This is a genomic window from Escherichia sp. WS1265 (genome assembly GCF_046487585.1).
Lineage (GTDB): Bacteria > Pseudomonadota > Gammaproteobacteria > Enterobacterales > Enterobacteriaceae > Escherichia > Escherichia coli.
The window spans coordinates 150,963-170,838 of the sequence record NZ_JBJQJE010000009.1 but is presented as its reverse complement, the minus strand read 5'-3'; the positions used below and the strand labels follow the sequence as shown (position 1 = coordinate 170,838).

Here is a 19,876-nt window from a genome sequence, read left to right as displayed (position 1 = left end):
CACAGCCACGGCGAGAATGAACCCGTCTGGTGTAATATCGCTGGCGATCCCTTGCTATATGGTTAAAAAAGGAACCAGAAAGGATGCTTTTTACACTGAAAAAAGTGATTGGCAATATGTTGCTGCCACTTCCGCTGATGTTGTTGATTATTGGCGCTGGCCTGGCGCTGCTGTGGTTTAGCCGTTTTCAAAAAACCGGGAAGATTTTTATTAGCATTGGGTGGCTGGCGCTCTTGTTATTGAGTTTGCAACCGGTAGCCGACCGCCTGCTGCGTCCCATCGAAAGCACCTATCCGACATGGAATAATTCGCAAAAAGTGGACTATATCGTGGTGCTCGGAGGTGGTTATACCTGGAACCCGCAGTGGGCACCAAGCTCGAATTTAATCAATAACAGTCTGCCCCGCCTGAATGAAGGTATTCGCTTATGGCGCGAAAATCCGGGATCAAAACTGATCTTCACGGGAGGCGTAGCAAAAACCAATACGGTGAGTACAGCCGAAGTAGGTGCCCGAGTTGCGCAATCGCTGGGCGTGCCGCGCGAGCAAATTATCACTCTGGATTTGCCAAAAGATACCGAAGAAGAAGCTGCGGCAGTGAAACAGGCAATTGGTGACGCCCCTTTCCTGCTGGTGACCTCCGCATCACATCTGCCGCGGGCGATGATCTTTTTTCAGCAGGAAGGGCTAAATCCGCTGCCAGCCCCGGCGAATCAGTTGGCCATCGACTCGCCGCTTAATCCGTGGGAACGGGCAATCCCTTCTCCGGTTTGGTTGATGCATAGCGATCGTGTTGGCTATGAAACGCTTGGCCGCATCTGGCAGTGGCTAAAAGGTTAGTCAGGCGAGCCACGGCAAGAGTGATTTTGATGCCAGATCGAAGTTGCGCCGACTAAATCGTCCGGTATTAACCAGTTGCGCAACTTCATCCCATAACACATACAACCAACGCCGCCAGATGAATGACTCCGCCACTGGCGCGCGTTGCAGGTAACTCCAGAGCAAATCTTCCGCCAGAGAATTATCCATTAGTCGGAACAGTTCGTATTCTCGCGGTGCCCAAAGCATTAGTCCCGGCCCGACCATCGCCAGTAACTGATCGCTGCGCGAATCTTTCAGCATGCTGCGTAAACAGAAGTTACCGTGAATCAGCACACAATTGTCGTTAAAGCCTTCAAATAATGCCGGGAGACATTCGCGAGTACGAAACAGGATCCGCTTATCCTGCATCGTTAGACCGGTGTTATTGAACTGATTGAGCGTGGTCCATAGCACTTCAACATGTTGCCGGTACCATGAGGGCCAGAAATTTTCCTGAGTATTGTCGACCGCGCCGACGCAACCGCGACTGTCCTGACGGTGCCAGGCCAGTAAGGCTTCAACGATTTGATCTTTGAGTTGTTCCCAGCGTTCTGGTGTTCGGGCTGGTGCCTCCACCGAAACACCACGCATCCGCTCCAGTAGCAGGACATCGGGGCCGGGGTGTTCTTCATGCGTCATCACACCATAAATAGTCGGCATACGGACAGTCCCACTTCTTGCCAGCATGGTGGTTTTCCATGCCAGTTGTCGGGCTTTTCCGGGCGTACTAAAGCTTCTTGCCATTAACGGCATTGGGTTTCCCTGGCTGTCATACAAAGCCCACAACGCCGTATCCGCTTTTTCATTGACGCACTCAATACGACTGAGTTTTTCGCCCAGTAAATGGCTTAATTCGGCACGCAGCTGTTCCATTCAGATTACCCTCATAAAAGCTACTGCTTTCATAATGAGCGCCAATATAAAAGGTGTCACCTGAATGAGATCAATTGTTGAAAAGAAAAATTGAGGAAAATCGTAACGGTACGACACTCCTCCCAAAATTGGCTGGAGTGTCGTGAAGTGAAATTAGCGCATTTCAGCGCGAACGCGCTCGAGATCTTCAGGGGTATCCACACCTGTGCCAGGAACTTCCTGGGCGACAGCAACATGGATTTTTTCGCCGTACCACAGAACACGAAGCTGCTCTAACATTTCGATGTGTTCTAACGGACTTGGCTGCCAGTTGACGTAACGACGGATAAAGCCTGCACGGTAGCCATAAATACCAAGATGACGCAGGAAGTTATCGCCAACGGTTTCAAGGCCTTTTGCAAAACGATCACGATCCCAAGGAATGGTGGCGCGAGAGAAGTACAGTGCATACCCTTCAGCGTCGAGGACCACTTTCACCGCATTCGGGTTAAACGCTTCCTCTGCATTGTGGATTGGCACCGCCAGAGTCGCCATACCCACCTGACGCTGGGCGAGATTATCAGCAACCTGACGAATGATTGTCGCAGGGATCATCGGTTCATCCCCCTGCACATTAACGATCACCGTGTCGTCGCTGAATGCACATTTTTCGACAACTTCCGCCAGACGTTCTGTACCTGACTGATGATCGGCGCGCGTCATACATACTTCGCCGCCAGCGGCTTCAACAGCGCGGGCAACATCCTCATGATCGGTTGCCACGATGATGCGCTCGGCACCTGATTCGCGCGCGCGTTCAAGAACATGAACAATCATGGGTTTGCCGTTAATATCAACCAATGGTTTACCGGGCAGACGCGTGGACGCGTAGCGCGCGGGAATAATGACCACAAAACTCATGATTTACTCTCATCAGCAGTCAGCACGCGGGCTTCCGTTTCCAGCAACACTGGAATGCCATCGCGCAGCGGGAAAGCCAGGTTGTCCAGTTTGCAAATAAGTTCTTGTTTTTCCTGGTTATACCAAAGTTTTCCGTTGCAAACCGGGCAGGCAATGATTTCAAGCAGACGATGATCCATAGTTCCTCCAGATGGATCGGGTTATGAATGCATAAATCTTATCATAATCATTTATGCGACGGGGTCTATTTCCCAGCCGGTGCGGCAATCAGTAAAGAGGCCTTGCGGGCAGCGTCCTAATGTCACCCGCGTTGCCTGCTGCCAGTTAGCGAAATCAGTAATCGCCTGACGTAACCCTTTTTGCAGCGTTGTCGTTGGTTTAATGCCTTCCTGTAACCACAGAGAGATAACTTCAAGGATGCCTGTCTGGCGATGCATTTTGGCATCCATTCGCCCAACTAATTGCCCACGATGTAATAACGGCAGAACAAAATAGCCATACTGGCGTTTCGGCGCTGGGGTATAGCACTCCAGCCGGTAGCTAAAATCAAAAAGCTGCTCTGCGCGTTTACGATCCCAGACAACAGGATCAAAAGGCGAAAGTACCGCGCTGTGCGTTGCAGTGAGCTTTCCGGCCAGCGCACGCTCGAGTAGCGGCAGCAAATCAGCATGCAGCCAAAGATTGCCCAATTTTTCAACATGCACAGCAATGATTTGCCGCTGTTCAGCCCTCGCTTCGCGCCACGCTGCCAGTGCCGGACGTTTCAGCCGATAGTAATCTGCCAGCCACTGTTCGCGGAATATTCCCAGGCTACGCGCACTGTTATCCAGCATGATGATTTCTGCTTCTGTTTGCGAAACGAGATCGCGCTCATCATCCCAGTCAGGCATGACACGGTAGGTTAAATCATAAACGCGCTGGAAGTTGCGCCGTTCAATCACCATCACTTTCCCGGCTGTAAATAAACCTTCCAGATGCCGTTTATGCGGCTTCCACTCCCACCAGCCGCTTGCACCTTTACGAGGATGCTCAAAATCGGCTGAACGTACCGGCCCCTTATCATGAATATGCTGAATTAACTGTGCAATTTCCGCCTCATGTTCCTGCATCCAGGCGTCTTTGTATTTCCAGCCCATTTTTTCAGGTGCCAGCATGCGGTGGCGAATAAGACGAAAGTCGCTACGCGGCATAAAGCAGGCTTCATGCGCCCAGTATTCCATTAATTCGCCACGCGCCAGAGACTCATCCAGCCATTGCGCAGGATAATTTCCCAGACGACTGAAAAGCACCAGATATGGACTACGGGCAACAATATTAATGGTATCGATTTGCAGCAAGGACATGCGGGAGATCGTTGCCGGAATATCCTCCAACGACGCTCGACGGCGGGGTTTGTTTAACAGGCCTTGCGCGGCGAGGTGAAGATTACGCGCATCAGCAAGAGAGAGGTGCGGCAGCGACATTCATGACTCCATCAATCGAACGCTGCCGCGGCGTAACTAGTTGCCAGAAGCCAGCGAGGTTAGTTGCGCAAGCAGTTTCGCTGGTTCATCACCTGAAAGCTGTGCGTCTACAGGCAAATACCACCAATTTTCTTCTGCAAAGGCCCGGCATTTCACCGCATCTTTTTCAGTCATTACCAGCGTTTGCCCGGCGCTTACCAACGCGCTGACATCCGCATGATTCAAAGACTGATGATCGGCCAGCGGTACACATTTTTCCGGTTGTACGCCACACATCTTCAGCGTGGCAAAAAAGCGCGGCGGATGTCCAATCCCCGCCATCGCCACTACATGTTCAAGCTGAGCAACTTCACAACGCGTACCGGTACGTAAATTCACCGCCTGACCCGGCAGCAGATGCATGGGGATTTCACCGCTGCGGGGGACACCGCCGTTGACGATTACCGCATCAACCGACTTTAAGCGCCCCGCTCGCTCACGCATTGGCCCCGCCGGCAACCACCAACCATTGCCAAAGCGACGCACACCATCAATAACGACAATTTCCACATCACGCGCCAGACGGTAATGCTGTAAACCGTCGTCGGTTACGATGATCTGCACATCAGGGTGTTGCGCCAGAATGGCTTTTACCGCATCAGAACGCACGGGAGAAACCGCAACGGGCGCGCCAGTGCGTTGATAAATCAACACAGGTTCATCACCCGCCTGTGCTGTGGTGGTATCTGCCGACAATAACAGCGGATAAGATTCAGCCTTACCACCATATCCCCGCGATACGACCCCCACGCGAATACCGCGCTGTTGCAACTGTTCCACCAGCCAGACAACGACCGGGGTTTTTCCGTTGCCGCCTGCGGTGAGATTACCAACCACGACAACCGGTACGGGGGCACGCCAGGCGCGCTTCAGTTTTAGTTTATAGCAAAGACGGATCGCGCCACTCACCAGGCCATACAACCAGGAGAGTGGCAGCAATAGCCGCCACAAAGGGGATTCACCAGACCAGATTTTTTCGATCATTGGCCAAACTGCATTTTGTGAAGTTGCGCGTAAACGCCACGGTGCTCAAGCAAATCGTTATGCGTACCGCGTTCCACAATGACACCATCCTCGACGACCACGATTTCGTCTGCCTTTTCAATGGTAGACAAGCGGTGGGCAATCACCAGAGAGGTACGGTTTTTCTGCAACTCATCCAGTGCCGCCTGAATCGCACGTTCAGATTCGGTATCCAGCGCCGAGGTAGCTTCGTCCAGAATCAGAATCGGGCTATCACGCAACAAGGCTCGAGCGATGGCAATACGCTGACGCTGACCGCCAGAGAGCAGCACGCCGTTTTCACCAATCACTGTATCGAGACCGTTATCCATCTTATTGATGAAGTCCATGGCGTAGGCCATACGCGCCGCTTCTTCAATTTGCTCACGGCTGTACTGTTCAGTCCGTGCGTAAGCAATGTTGTTGGCAACCGTATCGTTAAACAGATGGACATTCTGCGACACCAGAGCAACCTGGTTACGTAACGACGCCAGGGTATACTCGCGCAGATCGTGACCATCCATCAGGATTTCGCCTTCATCAATATCGTAAAAACGTGTGATTAGGCTGGCGATGGTTGATTTACCTGAACCAGAGCGTCCAACCAGAGCAACCGTCTTCCCTGCCGGAATTTTCAGGTTGATGTTACGCAATGCGGGCACGTCACGTCCCGGATAAGTAAAGGTGACATTGCGGAATTCCACGTCGCCAGTCGCACGCTCGATCACGCGCTTACCTTCGTCTTTCTCCTGCTCACTGTCCAGAATGGTAAACAGCGTCTGACAAGCCGCCATACCGCGCTGGAACTGGGCGTTAACGTTGGTCAGCGATTTCAGTGGACGCATCAGTGCAATCATTGAAGAGAAAACAACGGTAATCGTACCGGCAGTCAGGTTATCCATAACACTTGGGAAGCTCGCCGCATACAGAACAAACGCCAGCGCCAAAGAGGCGATCAGCTGAATGATCGGATCAGAGATGGAAGAGGCTGAAACCATTTTCATCCCCTGAAGACGCATTCGGTTACTGACTTTATCGAAGCGTTTCGTTTCCACTTCCTGACCACCGAAAATCAATACTTCTTTGTGGCCCTTCAGCATTTGTTCTGCGCTGGTGGTCACCTGCCCCATGGTGTTCTGCATGTTTTTACTGATGTTGCGAAAACGCTTCGATACAACGCGAATCGCAATCGAAACAATCGGTGCCAGCACAATCAAAATGATCGACAGTTGCCAACTGTAATAAAACATCATGATGAACAGGCCGATGATCGACGCACCTTCACGCACAACAGTAATCAGTGCGCCGGAAGAAGAAGAAGCAACCTGTTCGGAATCGTAGGTGATACGTGACAACAGCGTACCCGTTGACTGTTTGTCAAAAAATGAAACAGGCATTCCCATCATGTGACCAAACAGGCGGCGACGCATAGTCATTACCACCTTTCCTGATACCCAGGAGATACAGTAGCTGGAGACATAGCTGGTGATACCACGTAAAATCATCAGCCCGATCACCACCAGCGGCATCCACACCAGCACGGAGCGATCTGTTTTACCAAAGCCATCATCAAGAAGTGGCTTAAGGAGCGATAACATGAAGGTATCGCTGGCTGCGTTGAGGATTAACGCTACGCCCGCCACGATCAGACCCGCTTTAAAAGGCGCAATGGTTGGCCACAGTCGGCGGAATGTCTGCCACGTAGAGAGATCTTTGTCGTTATGCATTCAAAAAACCAGCATTTGTTGAAATAGCCGCATATTCTACCCGTTATCCACTGGCACGCCAAACCACTGATGATACCAACGAGGTAAAATTTGCTCCCTGAGGCTGCTAATCCGCCAGCCTTGTGCTGAAAAATTGACCGTTATTTGCCCCTGATGAGGAGTATCAAGCCACTTATAACCCTGTTGTTGATAGCGATGTTTAACTTTGCTTGAGGGCAATCGCCATGCGTTATAGCGCGATGCCGATGCGAGTGCCACTTTTCCATTCACTCGCTGAATTAATGGCAACGATGATGAGGTATTACTGCCATGGTGAGGTACCTGAAGTAATGTTGCTTGCACTTGCTGCCAGTAACGGCTTAGCATCTTTTGTTCAGCGGGGGCTTCAATATCACCGGTTAGAAGAATGCTATTCGTCCCGTCATCAATCTTAACCACACAGGAATGGTTATTTCCTTTATCGTTGCTACCTTGTAAAGGCCAGTGCGCGCTGAAACGCAATCCTTGCCATTGCCACGCTTCGCCACGCACACAGGGCTGATGATGTTCCCAGTTTAACGGACTTCTGATCCATAACATCGGCCATATATGCAATATTGAATCCAGCCCTCCCCGGTGATCCAGATGTTCATGGCTCAGAATAACGCCTTCCGGTTCAAGATTATGCCAGTGGAGCCAGGGGATAATCAGTTGTTGCCCACTATCTCCTTCAGGCCAGGCCAGTCCCGTGTCATAGAGAATCGCTTTGCCGTTTCTGGCTATCACCATTGCCAGCCCTTGCCCGACATCAAGCATGTACACCTGTCACTCGTCAGGTCGAGGTTTTTGCCACAGCGGCCAGCACATCAGCAAGCCTCCAGCCACACACATTGCTGGCAACGTTCGCCAGGCGTTTAATCGCCATACCACCAGTAAGAACCATGGGGAAAATGTTAACCATTGCCAACGTTCAGCAATGTTGATCCACCCTTCAGGCAAACTCTTTAACCCCCAGAAAAGTAGAGCCAAAGACCGGTCGGCAAGAAACCATAACCCTTGCTCCAGGATTAACGGCCCGCTTAAATGCACAACCATCGCAGCGAGGATCAACGGAACCGTTATAAATGTCACCAAGGGAATTGCAAATAGATTTGCAATAAACGAGGTCAGACTAATGCCATGAAATATGACGATTTGCACGGGCATAAGCAGAAGTGTGATTCCCAGTTGCAGATGGATGAGGGAAACAACTGCACGCAATACCGGCGGCAGTTGCCACTCAGGACAGGGAAACCACTGATACCAAAAAATCAGTGCCGCGACCGCAGCGGCAGAGAGCCATAAACTTTGCGAGAGAATGGCAACAGGATCCATCAGCAAAATTGCCGCCAGACAACATATCCATACATCCCAGCCACTCCATTGTCGCCCACTTAACTTAAGCATTCCCCACATGGCAAGCGCCACCACGGTACGCAATGCAGGAGGTTGCATCCCAGTCAGCCAGGCATAAAAAGCAGCACAGCAGATTCCGCCAATTAATGGCATTTGCCAGTGGATCCAGCGCCCAGGCAGAAAAACTTGCCCACCGCGAATGAGTCCGGCAGCCAGCAACGCCGCAAAAGCGATATGCAATCCCGATATCGCCATTAAATGCGCCGTTCCAGTATCGCGCATGATATTTTTGATTTCTTTGGGAACGGATAACCGTTCCCCCATACCTAAACCAAGAATAACTGCATTCCACGGATAGGGTTGCAGCGTTGTTTGTAATGACGCCAGATACTGTGCACGCAGGCTACAATTCGGTTCAATGACACTTGCCTGCAGAAAGCGACCGGTCAGCGGCTGATGCTGGGCAATGGCATAACGCTGGCTATCAAAGCTGCCATCATTAAGTTGGCCATGAACTGCACGAACTTTGAGTTTCATTGACCATAGTTGTCCGGCACAAACCGCTTGCGGGAGATATTCGCCATACAGCACAAGGCCTGGCGCAGGGAATATACGTCGACTTTGTAGATGAGTGATTTGACCGTAATGAGTGGTCATGCCGTCAGTAGCAGTGATCTCAACTATTGCATCCTGCGTCGCGCCAGTTAAGGTTTCTCCTGCCCACAAAATTTGCTTTGCCGCTGATATGCCCCAAAGAAAAAACAGCAACGTCAGCGCGATATAACGGACGGCTTTAAAAGGGATAAATACCAGTACGCAGGCGAAGACAGTCAGAAACGCAAGGGTTAATGTCCCAGGCAATTGGGGCAAAACCAGCAACGGAAAAATTCCGCAAATTATGCATACGCCGACTGTCGTTATTTTCATGCACCCCTCCCCTGTTTATGGAAAATGTGCAACTTTGTTGAGCGGTTGTCTGGTGGGAGTTTTGCGTTCCCCGAGGCACGTTCAGAAGAATTTAACGAGAGGGTGAAAACTGTTCAAAACTCTGCGAGGCTGCTTCCAGTTCCAGATTAGAGAAATGAAAAAAGCACCCGACAGGTGCTTTTCTCGCGTTCAAGTTTGAGTAAAAACTTAACCGTAAATATTGGCGCGATCGCGCAGTTCTTTACCTGGTTTAAAGTGAGGAACGTATTTTCCTTCCAGTTCTACTTTATCGCCAGTCTTCGGATTACGTCCGGTACGTGGTGCGCGGTAGTGCAAAGAGAAACTGCCGAAACCGCGGATTTCAATACGCTCGCCCTGCGCAAGAGTCGAGGCCATATGCTCCAGCATCTCTTTTACTGCATCTTCAACCGTCTTGGCGGGAATGTGCGATTGCTGGGTGGCAAGTCTTTCTATCAATTCTGACTTGGTCATGATTCCTCCGGTTCCTTAAAGGCAAATTTAGCGGCTGCTGTTGCTGCATTGATTAAGGGCGGCCGTAGCCGCCCTTAGTGCTTGATTACAGGACGAAACCTGCAATCTGTCAAGTAAACTCAACAAACTTCGGAATAAAAATCCCGAAGAGTCAGAGAATTACTCGCCTTTAGCTGCTTTGAAAGCTTCAGCCATTGCGTTGTTGGAGAAGTTTGCATCTTCCTGTTTGTTAACAGTTGCGATTGCATCTTTCTCGTCAGCTTCGTCTTTCGCACGAACAGACAGGCTGATTGCGCGGTTTTTACGATCAACGCCGGTGAATTTAGCTTCAACTTCGTCGCCAACGCTCAGAACCAGGGTAGCGTCTTCAACGCGGTCACGGGATGCTTCAGAAGCACGCAGGTAACCTTCAACGCCGTCAGCCAGTTCTACGGTTGCGCCTTTAGCGTCAACTGCAGTTACTTTACCGGTTACGATAGCGCCTTTCTTGTTCAGAGCAACCCAGTTGTTGAACGGATCTTCTGCGAGCTGTTTAACGCCCAGGGAGATACGTTCACGTTCTGCGTCAACCTGCAGAACAACTGCAGCGATTTCGTCGCCTTTTTTGTATTCACGAACTGCTTCTTCGCCTGCAACGTTCCAGGAGATGTCAGACAGGTGAACCAGGCCGTCGATGCCGCCGTCCAGGCCGATGAAGATACCGAAGTCAGTGATAGACTTGATTTTACCTTCAACACGGTCACCCTTGTTGTGGGTTTCCGCGAACTGCTGCCACGGGTTAGCTTTGCACTGTTTCAGACCCAGGGAGATACGACGACGTTCTTCGTCGATATCCAGAACCATAACTTCCACTACATCGCCAACGTTAACAACTTTGGACGGGTGGATGTTTTTGTTGGTCCAATCCATTTCGGAAACGTGTACCAGGCCTTCAACGCCTTCTTCGATTTCAACGAAGCAGCCGTAGTCGGTCAGGTTGGTCACGCGACCAGTCAGTTTGGTACCTTCCGGATAACGTTTAGCGATAGCTACCCACGGATCTTCGCCCAGTTGTTTCAGGCCCAGGGATACACGGGTACGTTCGCGGTCGAACTTCAGCACTTTAACAGTGATTTCGTCGCCCACGTTGACGATTTCGCTCGGATGCTTAACGCGTTTCCAGGCCATGTCAGTGATGTGCAGCAGGCCGTCAACGCCGCCCAGATCAACGAATGCACCGTAGTCAGTGAGGTTCTTAACGATACCTTTAACTTCCATGCCTTCCTGCAGGTTTTCCAGCAGCTGATCGCGCTCTGCGCTGTTTTCGGATTCGATAACGGCACGACGAGAAACAACAACGTTGTTGCGCTTCTGATCCAGCTTGATTACTTTGAATTCAAGCTCTTTGCCTTCCAGGTGCAGAGTGTCACGCACCGGACGAACGTCTACCAGAGAACCTGGCAGGAACGCACGAATACCGTTCAGCTCAACAGTGAAGCCGCCCTTAACTTTGCCGTTGATAACACCGGTAACAGTTTCAGCATCTTCGTAAGCTTTTTCCAGCGTGATCCAGGCTTCGTGACGTTTAGCTTTCTCACGGGACAGCAGAGTTTCACCGAAGCCGTCTTCTACTGCGTCCAGAGCAACGTCAACTTCGTCACCTACCTGGATTTCCAGCTCGCCCTGGGCGTTTTTGAACTGCTCAGCCGGGATGGCGGACTCAGATTTCAGACCAGCGTCAACCAGTACTACGTCTTTGTCGATAGCAACAACAACGCCACGAACGATAGAACCCGGGCGGGTTTCGATTTCTTTTAAGGACTCTTCAAAGAGTTGAGCAAAAGATTCAGTCATGTTTAATCTTCAGGTTTATATTTAACGTCCACCTGGCTCCATGCCGGATGGGGTTGTTTAACATACCCGCTGTCATTCCATTGCAACGGGGGTACTGCAAATTCGGTCGCTTATGCGAGAGCCAATTTCTGGCGCGCGTATTGTAGCGCTTTTTCAATCACTTGCTCAATGCTTAAGGTGGTGGAATCCAACACTAAAGCATCGGCTGCCGGAACCAGTGGCGCTACCGCTCGGTTACGATCGCGGTCGTCGCGTTCTTTGATCTCGGCCAAAAGGCGCTCAAAGTTAACACTAAAGCCCTTCTCCTGCAACTGTAGCATGCGGCGATGCGCACGTTCTTCCGAGGAGGCGTCAAGGAAAATTTTCACTGGCGCATCAGGGAATACCACCGTTCCCATGTCGCGGCCATCGGCAATCAGGCCTGGTAATTCGCGAAACGCGCGTTGGCGACGCAATAATGCTTCACGAACGCGTGGGAATGCCGCGACTTGTGAAGCAGCATTCGCCACTTCCTGAGTACGAATTTCGCCGCTGACATCTTCCCCTTCGAGGATCACTTCCAGATTGCCATTGGTCGACACAAAACGTACATCCAGATGGGATGCCAGCGGCACCAGCGCATCTTCCGAAGCAACATCAACATGGTGATGTAATGCCGCCAGTGCCAGTACGCGATAAATTGCACCCGAATCCAGCAGATGCCATTGCAACGCTTCCGCCATAGCCTTACACAAGGTGCCTTTCCCTGCACCGCTTGGGCCATCAATGGTAATAACCGGGGCAATTGCCGTCATCTTTATCTCCTTAAAACAGGCGTACCGTTAACATAACCGCGCGCATTATACGCGCCGACGCCACAAATCGTTAACGTTGTGTGCAAAAACCAGTTTTGTCTGTATTCAGATGGGGATTTATTGCGCAATTATAGCGGGCTGGCAGAAGACCAGCCCGAAAGATGACAATGATTTACTTACCAGAGGCGATACGATCACGTATGTGTTGCGCACGCTCTGTTGATGGTGGGTGAGAGTCAAACATGGACTGGGTACGACCGCCATCCAGGCTGGCCAATTTTTCAAAGCTGCCAACCAGCCCCTGGGTGCTGATGCCACGTTTCTTCAACAGATCAAAGGAGAAATCATCTGCTTCGGACTCTTTATCGCGGGAGTATTTAGCATTGATCGCGCCTTCTGCGATATCACCTAATTGTGAGCGAGAAAGCTGGGAAGCCACACCGCTGGTAGCGGAAATCGCATCACGTGCGGCAACGATCGCATAAGAAGCTTTCATTTCAGCCAGCGAGTGACCCAACGCGACGTGGCCCAGTTCATGACCCAGAACGCCTTCAATTTCGTTGTCGTTCATCATGTCCATCAGGCCACTGTAGACACGAACACAGCCGTTCGCCATCGCCCATGCGTTGACGTCGCTGGTCATATAAACCTTATAGTTGACCGGCGTGCCATTAATATTGTTACCCAATGCTTTGGCGATTTTTGCCAGACGTTTACCGTACTTGCTGGATTTACTTGCGACTTGATTGCCGCTGTCCATTTCGGCACAGCCCTGATTGGCAATCGCTTTTGCATCAGCATCGCTTAACGTTGCTGCTTTATAGGCATTTAAACCTGAGCTGATAGCCATATTGGTATCAATACCGTGGGTATTTTGACACCCTGTCAGTAATGCTGCAGAGGCCGCAATCGCCAGCAGTAATTTAGTATTCTTCATGTGAATCATCCGTTGATTAATCATATATAAATATTATGTATCAATAGCTTACATTGACAAACGACGCTACCATTAATCAAAATGACTCACAAGGTCCGAAAAAAAACGCCGGCAATGTACCGACGTTTTGATAAAGAAAGATTTGGCTATTTATTGCACGTTGTTCATTCAGGCTGCCTGGCTAATCCGCGCCAGCTGCTCAAAATAATCCGGAAATGTTTTGGCCGTGCATTTGGGATCAAGAATCGTCACTGGTGTATCTGACAACGCCACCAGCGAGAAACACATCGCCATCCGGTGATCATTGTATGTCGCGATCTCGGCAAAGTTCAGTTTTTCCGGTGGAGTGATACGAATGTAATCGTGCCCCTCTTCTACTTCCGCACCAACTTTACGCAGTTCTGTTGCCATCGCAAACAGGCGATCGGTCTCTTTAACACGCCAGTTATAGATATTGCGCAGCGTGGTGGTGCCTTTTGCAAATAACGCCGCCGTGGCAATGGTCATCGCCGCATCGGGAATATGGTTCATATCCATATCAATAGCGTTCAGTTCACCACGCGTGCAGGAAATATAATCGTCGCCCCAGCAAATGATCGCGCCCATTTTTTCCAGCACATCAGCAAAGCGAATATCACCCTGCATACTGTTACGTCCAATACCGGTCACTTTTACAGTGCCGCCTTTGATTGCTGCTGCTGCCAGAAAGTAAGAAGCGGAAGATGCATCGCCTTCGACCAAATAAGTACCCGGAGACTGATAAGACTGCCCGCCTTTAACGACAAATTGTTGATAGTGCTGATATTCAATTTCAACACCAAACGTCTTCATCAGATTGAGTGTGATGTCGATGTAAGGTTTAGAAACCAGATCGCCTTTAATACGAATCACCGTATCTTCCGGCGCAAGAGGCGCAGTCATTAACAGTGCGGTGAGGAACTGGCTGGAAACGGAGCCATCAACTTCAACGTTGCCGCCAGTAAAGCCGCCCTGTAAACGCAATGGTGGATAATTTTCTTGTTCCAGGTAAGTGATCTTCGCCCCGCCCAGGCGCAGCGCATCCACCAGATGACCAATGGGGCGTTCTTTCATACGCGGTTCACCGGTCAGCACAATATCATTGCTACCCAGACAAAGAGCTGCCGCCAGCGGACGCATTGCCGTTCCGGCGTTACCGAGGAACAACTCCAGGGCACCTTCTGCGTGTAATGGACCGCCGTTACCGATGATTTCGCAACGCGTACGATCAGCTGAAAGCGTATAGCTTACCCCTAACGCTGCTAATGCATTCAGCATATGGCGCACGTCATCGCTATCCAGCAGATTGGTTAATACTGTTTTGCCGTGTGCTAATGCCGCCAGCAATAAAGCGCGGTTAGAAACGCTCTTGGAACCGGGCAGATTAATAGTGCCATCGACACGAGCGATGGGTTGTAACGTCAGGGATTCCATGAACTCAACTCTCTACAACAGAAATAAAAACCCCACAGGCTGGCTGTGGGGATTAAGCAAAATTTCGGCATTAGCCGTGACGGCGTTCGAACTCAACCATGAAGTCTGTCAGCGCTTTAACGCCTTCCAGCGGCATGGCGTTATAAATAGACGCGCGCATTCCGCCGACCACACGGTGACCTTTCAGCGCATGAAGGCCAGCAGCAAAAGACTCTTCAAGGAACAATTTGTCAAGCGCACTGTCCGCCAACTGGAACGGCACGTTCATCCGCGAACGGTTAGCTTTCGCCACGTCATTGCGGTAGAAATCGCTGTTATCAATCACCCCATACAGCAGTTCTGCTTTTTGCTGATTGATTTTATCCATTGCAGCTACACCGCCGTTCGCTTTCAGCCATTTAAAGACCAGACCAGACAGATACCAGGCAAATGTCGGCGGCGTGTTAAACATGGAGTCGTTATCGTTGAGAATGGAATAATCCAGAATCGACGGACACGCGATATTCGCTTTGCCCAGCAAATCTTCACGAACGATGACGATTGTCAGGCCAGCCGGGCCGATATTTTTCTGCGCGCCAGCGTAAATTACACCATAACGGCTGACGTCAATCGGACGGGAAAGAATGGTTGAAGAGAAGTCGGCGGCGACCACCACATCTTTGCCGAAGTCTGGCGTTTCGTCGATAGCGATACCGTCGATGGTTTCATTCGGGCAGTAATGCATATAAGCAGCATTATCAGAGAGTTGCCATTCGCGCATTGGCTTAACCGCGCGCAGACCATCAACAGTCACTTTGGCGTCGAAGACATTAGGCGTGCAGTATTTTTTCGCTTCTTTAATGGCACTTGCCGCCCAGTAACCGGCATCAACATAATCTGCGGTGGTTTTATCACCGAGAATATTCAGCGGAACAGCAGCAAACTGACCGCGACCGCCGCCATGGCAGAACAATACTTTGTAGTTGGAGGGGATGTTAAGAAGATCGCGAAAATCCTTCTCGGCTTCCTCTGCAACCTGAATGAACTCTTTGCCACGGTGACTCACTTCCATCACCGACGTACCAAGACCGTTCCAGTCGCGCAGTTCCTGTTGAGCCTGTTTAAGCACCTCTGCCGGTAGCATTGCCGGACCAGAACTAAAATTGAAGATTTGAGCCATTTCCCCTCACCACGTTGCGTTGCTATTAACCCGCGGTCAATCGATTGCGACCACAGGTAATACATTATTCCTGTGGCTATCGGTTTTATCATTCAGTGACACACATCGCAATGAGTAAAACCGTTGAGGGCAAAAATGTGGCTTGCATCACACAAAAGAATCTCTCGGATTATTAGCAAAAAGCCGATGTTTTTACTGTCAGGTCACCCGTTTTGCCCGACTTGCCTTCGTCCATTCTGGATTTGCACAGCGCGGACATAATTGTTTTTCCCCCGCTTTCATATGAATGATTTCACTACAACGAATACAGGCATAGTCCGCCGACTCGGGTACCACTTTGTAACGCTGCGTACAATCACTGGGTAAAATAAGTAAACCCGGTTTCACCTTGTCATCTTCAAAGAAATAGACACTGATTTGCCCGTTGGTTTCGAGAATCGCCAGACGTACCTGCCCCAGCTGCTCCACGCCACGCAATCGTAGCTCCATAAAGAACTCAAATTCCGTCATGTTGGAGTTATTGAGTTTCGACCAGGCCAGCTCGCCATCTTCAATAATGACAACTGGCTTGCCTTCCAGAAGATCTTCCAGTTTTTCACTGTGCGCCATCAACCACATTACCAGGCGGTATAACAACGCCAGAGTAATAAAGACGATAAGTACCGGGACCATCGGCACATCATCATAAAACGCCACATCTCCCGCCGCTGATCCTAGCGTCAGAATGATTAAAACTTCAAACAGCGACATCTGCCGCACACCGCGTCTTCCGGTCATTTTGAGGAACAAAAAGACCAGTACAAAGGTATAAAGACTACGTAGTGCAACTTCGCCAAGGAAATCAAAAGGCACTTTATCAAATGCCATACGGTGGAGATCGAACGCCTTCATTTTTATGCTCTTAACGTGGTTTATCCGCTAAAAGCATAGTCAACAGTTCATCGGCATGGCGGCGGTGATAGCGCCTTTGAGATAAAACCCGTATTATTGCGCGCTTTCCGTACGACTAAAGTGATTTTCATGACGCAAACATTTATCCCCGGCAAAGATGCCGCTCTGGAAGATTCCATCGCTCGCTTCCAGCAAAAACTTTCAGACCTCGGCTTTCAGATTGAAGAGGCCTCCTGGCTGAATCCCGTGCCTAACGTCTGGTCTGTACATATTCGCGACAAAGAGTGCGCACTGTGTTTTACCAACGGTAAAGGCGCAACCAAAAAAGCGGCGCTGGCTTCTGCACTCGGTGAATATTTCGAGCGTCTGTCTACCAACTACTTTTTTGCTGACTTCTGGCTGGGCGAAACCATCGCCAACAGTCCATTCGTGCATTATCCCAACGAAAAATGGTTCCCACTGACCGAAAACGACGATGTACCAGAAGGGCTGCTCGATGACCGTCTGCGCGCATTTTACGATCCGGAGAATGAACTGACCGGCAGCATGCTGATTGACCTGCAATCCGGTAACGAAGATCGTGGTATTTGCGGTCTGCCGTTTACGCGTCAGTCCGACAATCAGATCGTTTATATTCCGATGAATATCATTGGTAACCTGTACGTTTCTAACGGTATGTCCGCTGGCAATACCCGAAACGAAGCACGCGTTCAGGGGTTGTCCGAAGTTTTCGAACGCTACGTGAAAAACCGCATTATTGCTGAAAGCATCAGCTTGCCGGAAATCCCGGCAGACGTGCTGGCGCGTTACCCAGCGGTGGTTGAAGCCATCGAAACGCTGGAAGCAGAAGGTTTCCCAATCTTTGCTTATGATGGTTCGCTTGGCGGCCAGTATCCGGTGATTTGCGTGGTACTGTTCAATCCTGCTAACGGTACCTGCTTTGCCTCTTTCGGTGCGCATCCTGATTTTGGCGTAGCACTGGAACGTACCGTGACCGAGCTGCTGCAAGGTCGTGGCCTGAAAGATTTGGATGTGTTTACTCCGCCAACCTTCGATGATGAAGAAGTTGCTGAACATACCAACCTCGAAACGCACTTTATCGATTCCAGCGGTTTAATCTCCTGGGACCTGTTCAAGCAGGATGCCGATTATCCGTTTGTGGACTGGAATTTCTCCGGCACTACGGAAGAAGAGTTTGCTACGCTGATGGCTATCTTCAACAAAGAAGATAAAGAAGTTTATATTGCCGATTACGAGCATCTGGGCGTTTATGCTTGCCGAATTATCGTGCCTGGCATGTCCGATATTTATCCGGCTGAAGATCTGTGGCTGGCGAATAACAGTATGGGCAGCCATTTACGTGAAACGATTCTTTCGTTACCAGGCAGCGAGTGGGAAAAAGAAGATTACCTGAACCTCATCGAGCAACTGGATGAAGAAGGTTTTGATGACTTTACCCGCGTGCGTGAGCTGTTGGGTCTGGCGACCGGGTCGGATAACGGTTGGTACACCCTGCGTATCGGTGAATTAAAAGCCATGCTGGCGCTGGCTGGTGGCGATCTGGAACAGGCTCTGGTCTGGACCGAATGGACGATGGAGTTTAACTCATCAGTATTTAGTCCGGAACGCGCCAACTATTATCGCTGCCTGCAAACGTTGTTATTACTGGCGCAGGAAGAAGATCGCCAGCCGCTGCAATATTTGAATGCGTTTGTTCGCATGTACGGCGCAGATGCCGTGGAAGCCGCCAGTGCGGCAATGAGCGGCGAAGCGGCGTTTTATGGCTTGCAACCAGTAGATAGCGATCTGCACGCGTTTGCTGCACATCAGTCGTTGTTGAAGGCCTACGAAAAGCTGCAGCGCGCCAAAGCAGCATTCTGGGCAAAATAAAATCAAATAGCCTACGCAATGTAGGCTTAATGATTCGTCTGAGTTATATTACGGGGCGTTTTTTTAATGCCCCGCTTTACATATATTTGCATTAATAAAATAATTGTAATTATAAAGTTAAATATCGGTAATTTGTATTTAATAAATACGATCGATATTGTTACTTTATTCTCCTGGTGCTCCCTTTTAATTAACTGTTTTAGCGGAGGATACGGAAAAAATTCAACTCATTTGTTAATTTTTAAAATTTATTTTTATTTGGATAATCAAATATTTACTCCGTATTTGCATAAAAACCATGCGAGTTACGGGCCTATAAGCCAGGCGAGATATGATCTATATCAATTTCTCATCTATAATGCTTTGTTAGTATCTCGTCGCCGACTTAATAAAGAGAGAGTTAGTGTGAAAGCTGACAACCCTTTTGATCTTTTACTTCCTGCAGCAATGGCCAAAGTGGCCGAAGAGGCAGGTGTCTATAAAGCAACGAAACATCCGCTTAAGACTTTCTATCTGGCGATTACCGCCGGTGTTTTCATCTCAATCGCATTCGTCTTCTATATCACAGCAACCACTGGCACAGGAACAATGCCCTTCGGCATGGCAAAACTGGTTGGCGGCATTTGCTTCTCTCTGGGGCTGATTCTTTGTGTTGTCTGCGGAGCCGATCTCTTTACTTCCACAGTGTTGATTGTTGTTGCTAAGGCGAGTGGGCGCATCACCTGGGGTCAGTTGGCGAAAAACTGGCTAAATGTCTATTTTGGCAACCTGGTCGGCGCACTGCTGTTTGTACTTTTAATGTGGCTTTCCGGCGAGTATATGACCGCGAATGGTCAATGGGGACTAAACGTCCTACAAACCGCCGACCACAAAGTGCACCATACTTTTATTGAGGCCGTCTGTCTTGGTATCCTGGCAAACCTGATGGTATGTCTGGCAGTATGGATGAGTTATTCTGGCCGCAGCCTGATGGATAAAGCGTTCATTATGGTGCTGCCGGTCGCGATGTTTGTTGCCAGCGGTTTTGAGCACAGTATCGCAAACATGTTTATGATCCCGATGGGTATTGTAATCCGCGACTTCGCATCTCCGGAATTCTGGACCGCTGTCGGTTCTGCACCGGAAAATTTTTCTCACCTGACCGTGATGAACTTCATCACTGATAACCTGATTCCGGTTACGATCGGTAATATTATCGGCGGTGGTTTGTTGGTTGGGTTGACATACTGGGTCATTTATCTGCGTGAAAACGATCACCATTAA

General features: G+C 50.0%; 16 protein-coding genes and 1 pseudogene. 3 read left to right on the top strand and 14 right to left on the bottom strand.

Translation table 11 applies throughout. The annotated features are described in order from the left end of the window. Positions 1–83 precede the first annotated feature (83 nt). On the top strand, positions 84–839 hold the full coding sequence (elyC, locus tag ACJHX3_RS11410) for an envelope biogenesis factor ElyC (RefSeq protein WP_000899598.1): 756 nt from the start codon (positions 84–86) through the stop codon (positions 837–839). On the opposite strand, the gene ACJHX3_RS11405 is transcribed toward elyC, so the two are convergent. The 14 genes and pseudogenes from ACJHX3_RS11405 to ACJHX3_RS11340 all read right to left on the bottom strand — a co-directional run bounded on the left by ACJHX3_RS11405 (position 840) and on the right by ACJHX3_RS11340 (position 16,723). Next, complete coding sequence (locus ACJHX3_RS11405; RefSeq protein ID WP_000436922.1) at positions 840–1,733, bottom strand: YcbJ family phosphotransferase; 894 nt, start codon at positions 1,731–1,733, stop codon at positions 840–842. It abuts the gene before it with no gap. Positions 1,734–1,886: 153 nt separating this feature from the next. Further along, a complete protein-coding gene (gene kdsB, locus ACJHX3_RS11400) occupies positions 1,887–2,633 on the bottom strand; it encodes a 3-deoxy-manno-octulosonate cytidylyltransferase (protein ID WP_000011612.1) in 747 nt (248 codons plus the stop codon). Continuing rightward, a complete protein-coding gene (gene ycaR, locus ACJHX3_RS11395; RefSeq protein ID WP_000350058.1) occupies positions 2,630–2,812 on the bottom strand; it encodes a protein YcaR in 183 nt (60 codons plus the stop codon). The genes kdsB and ycaR overlap by 4 nt, the downstream gene beginning before the upstream one ends. 51 nt (positions 2,813–2,863) lie before the next feature. Next, positions 2,864–4,096 carry a crosslink repair DNA glycosylase YcaQ gene (ycaQ, locus tag ACJHX3_RS11390; RefSeq protein ID WP_000056542.1) on the bottom strand — a complete coding sequence of 411 codons (1,233 nt, stop codon included), beginning with the start codon at positions 4,094–4,096 and terminating at the stop codon, positions 2,864–2,866. A gap of 36 nt (positions 4,097–4,132) precedes the next feature. Further along, positions 4,133–5,119, bottom strand: a complete 987-nt coding sequence (lpxK, locus tag ACJHX3_RS11385; protein WP_000570552.1) for a tetraacyldisaccharide 4'-kinase — start codon at positions 5,117–5,119, stop codon at positions 4,133–4,135. Continuing rightward, the gene (gene msbA, locus ACJHX3_RS11380; protein ID WP_000551266.1) at positions 5,116–6,864 is read right to left on the bottom strand and encodes a lipid A ABC transporter ATP-binding protein/permease MsbA; all 1,749 of its coding nucleotides are present in this window, start codon (positions 6,862–6,864) and stop codon (positions 5,116–5,118) included. The genes lpxK and msbA overlap by 4 nt, the downstream gene beginning before the upstream one ends. Positions 6,865–6,900: 36 nt before the next feature. Then, positions 6,901–9,165 (bottom strand): annotated as a pseudogene (locus ACJHX3_RS11375) (ComEC family protein). Positions 9,166–9,372: 207 nt separating this feature from the next. Next, complete coding sequence (gene ihfB, locus ACJHX3_RS11370) at positions 9,373–9,657, bottom strand: integration host factor subunit beta (protein ID WP_000167336.1); 285 nt, start codon at positions 9,655–9,657, stop codon at positions 9,373–9,375. Positions 9,658–9,816: 159 nt separating this feature from the next. After that, positions 9,817–11,490, bottom strand: coding sequence for a 30S ribosomal protein S1 (rpsA, locus tag ACJHX3_RS11365; protein WP_000140327.1), 1,674 nt, complete (start codon positions 11,488–11,490; stop codon positions 9,817–9,819). Positions 11,491–11,600: 110 nt separating this feature from the next. After that, positions 11,601–12,284 carry a (d)CMP kinase gene (gene cmk, locus ACJHX3_RS11360; RefSeq protein WP_000125016.1) on the bottom strand — a complete coding sequence of 228 codons (684 nt, stop codon included), beginning with the start codon at positions 12,282–12,284 and terminating at the stop codon, positions 11,601–11,603. 172 nt (positions 12,285–12,456) lie between these two features. Beyond that, positions 12,457–13,221: a metallopeptidase YcaL gene (gene ycaL, locus ACJHX3_RS11355; RefSeq protein ID WP_001353317.1), complete on the bottom strand. Its 765-nt coding sequence runs from the start codon at positions 13,219–13,221 to the stop codon at positions 12,457–12,459. Between the two features lie 168 nt (positions 13,222–13,389). Beyond that, the gene (gene aroA / locus ACJHX3_RS11350) at positions 13,390–14,673 is read right to left on the bottom strand and encodes a 3-phosphoshikimate 1-carboxyvinyltransferase (RefSeq protein WP_094321731.1); all 1,284 of its coding nucleotides are present in this window, start codon (positions 14,671–14,673) and stop codon (positions 13,390–13,392) included. 70 nt (positions 14,674–14,743) lie between these two features. Continuing rightward, the gene (gene serC / locus ACJHX3_RS11345; protein ID WP_000057132.1) at positions 14,744–15,832 is read right to left on the bottom strand and encodes a 3-phosphoserine/phosphohydroxythreonine transaminase; all 1,089 of its coding nucleotides are present in this window, start codon (positions 15,830–15,832) and stop codon (positions 14,744–14,746) included. Between the two features lie 198 nt (positions 15,833–16,030). Continuing rightward, complete coding sequence (locus ACJHX3_RS11340) at positions 16,031–16,723, bottom strand: DUF421 domain-containing protein (RefSeq protein WP_000642849.1); 693 nt, start codon at positions 16,721–16,723, stop codon at positions 16,031–16,033. Between the two features lie 129 nt (positions 16,724–16,852). Between ACJHX3_RS11340 and ycaO the strand changes: the two genes are divergently transcribed. Both ycaO and focA read left to right on the top strand, forming a co-directional pair. Then, positions 16,853–18,613: a 30S ribosomal protein S12 methylthiotransferase accessory factor YcaO gene (gene ycaO, locus ACJHX3_RS11335; RefSeq protein ID WP_001375852.1), complete on the top strand. Its 1,761-nt coding sequence runs from the start codon at positions 16,853–16,855 to the stop codon at positions 18,611–18,613. A gap of 405 nt (positions 18,614–19,018) precedes the next feature. Further along, on the top strand, positions 19,019–19,876 hold the full coding sequence (focA, locus tag ACJHX3_RS11330) for a formate transporter FocA (protein ID WP_000642546.1): 858 nt from the start codon (positions 19,019–19,021) through the stop codon (positions 19,874–19,876).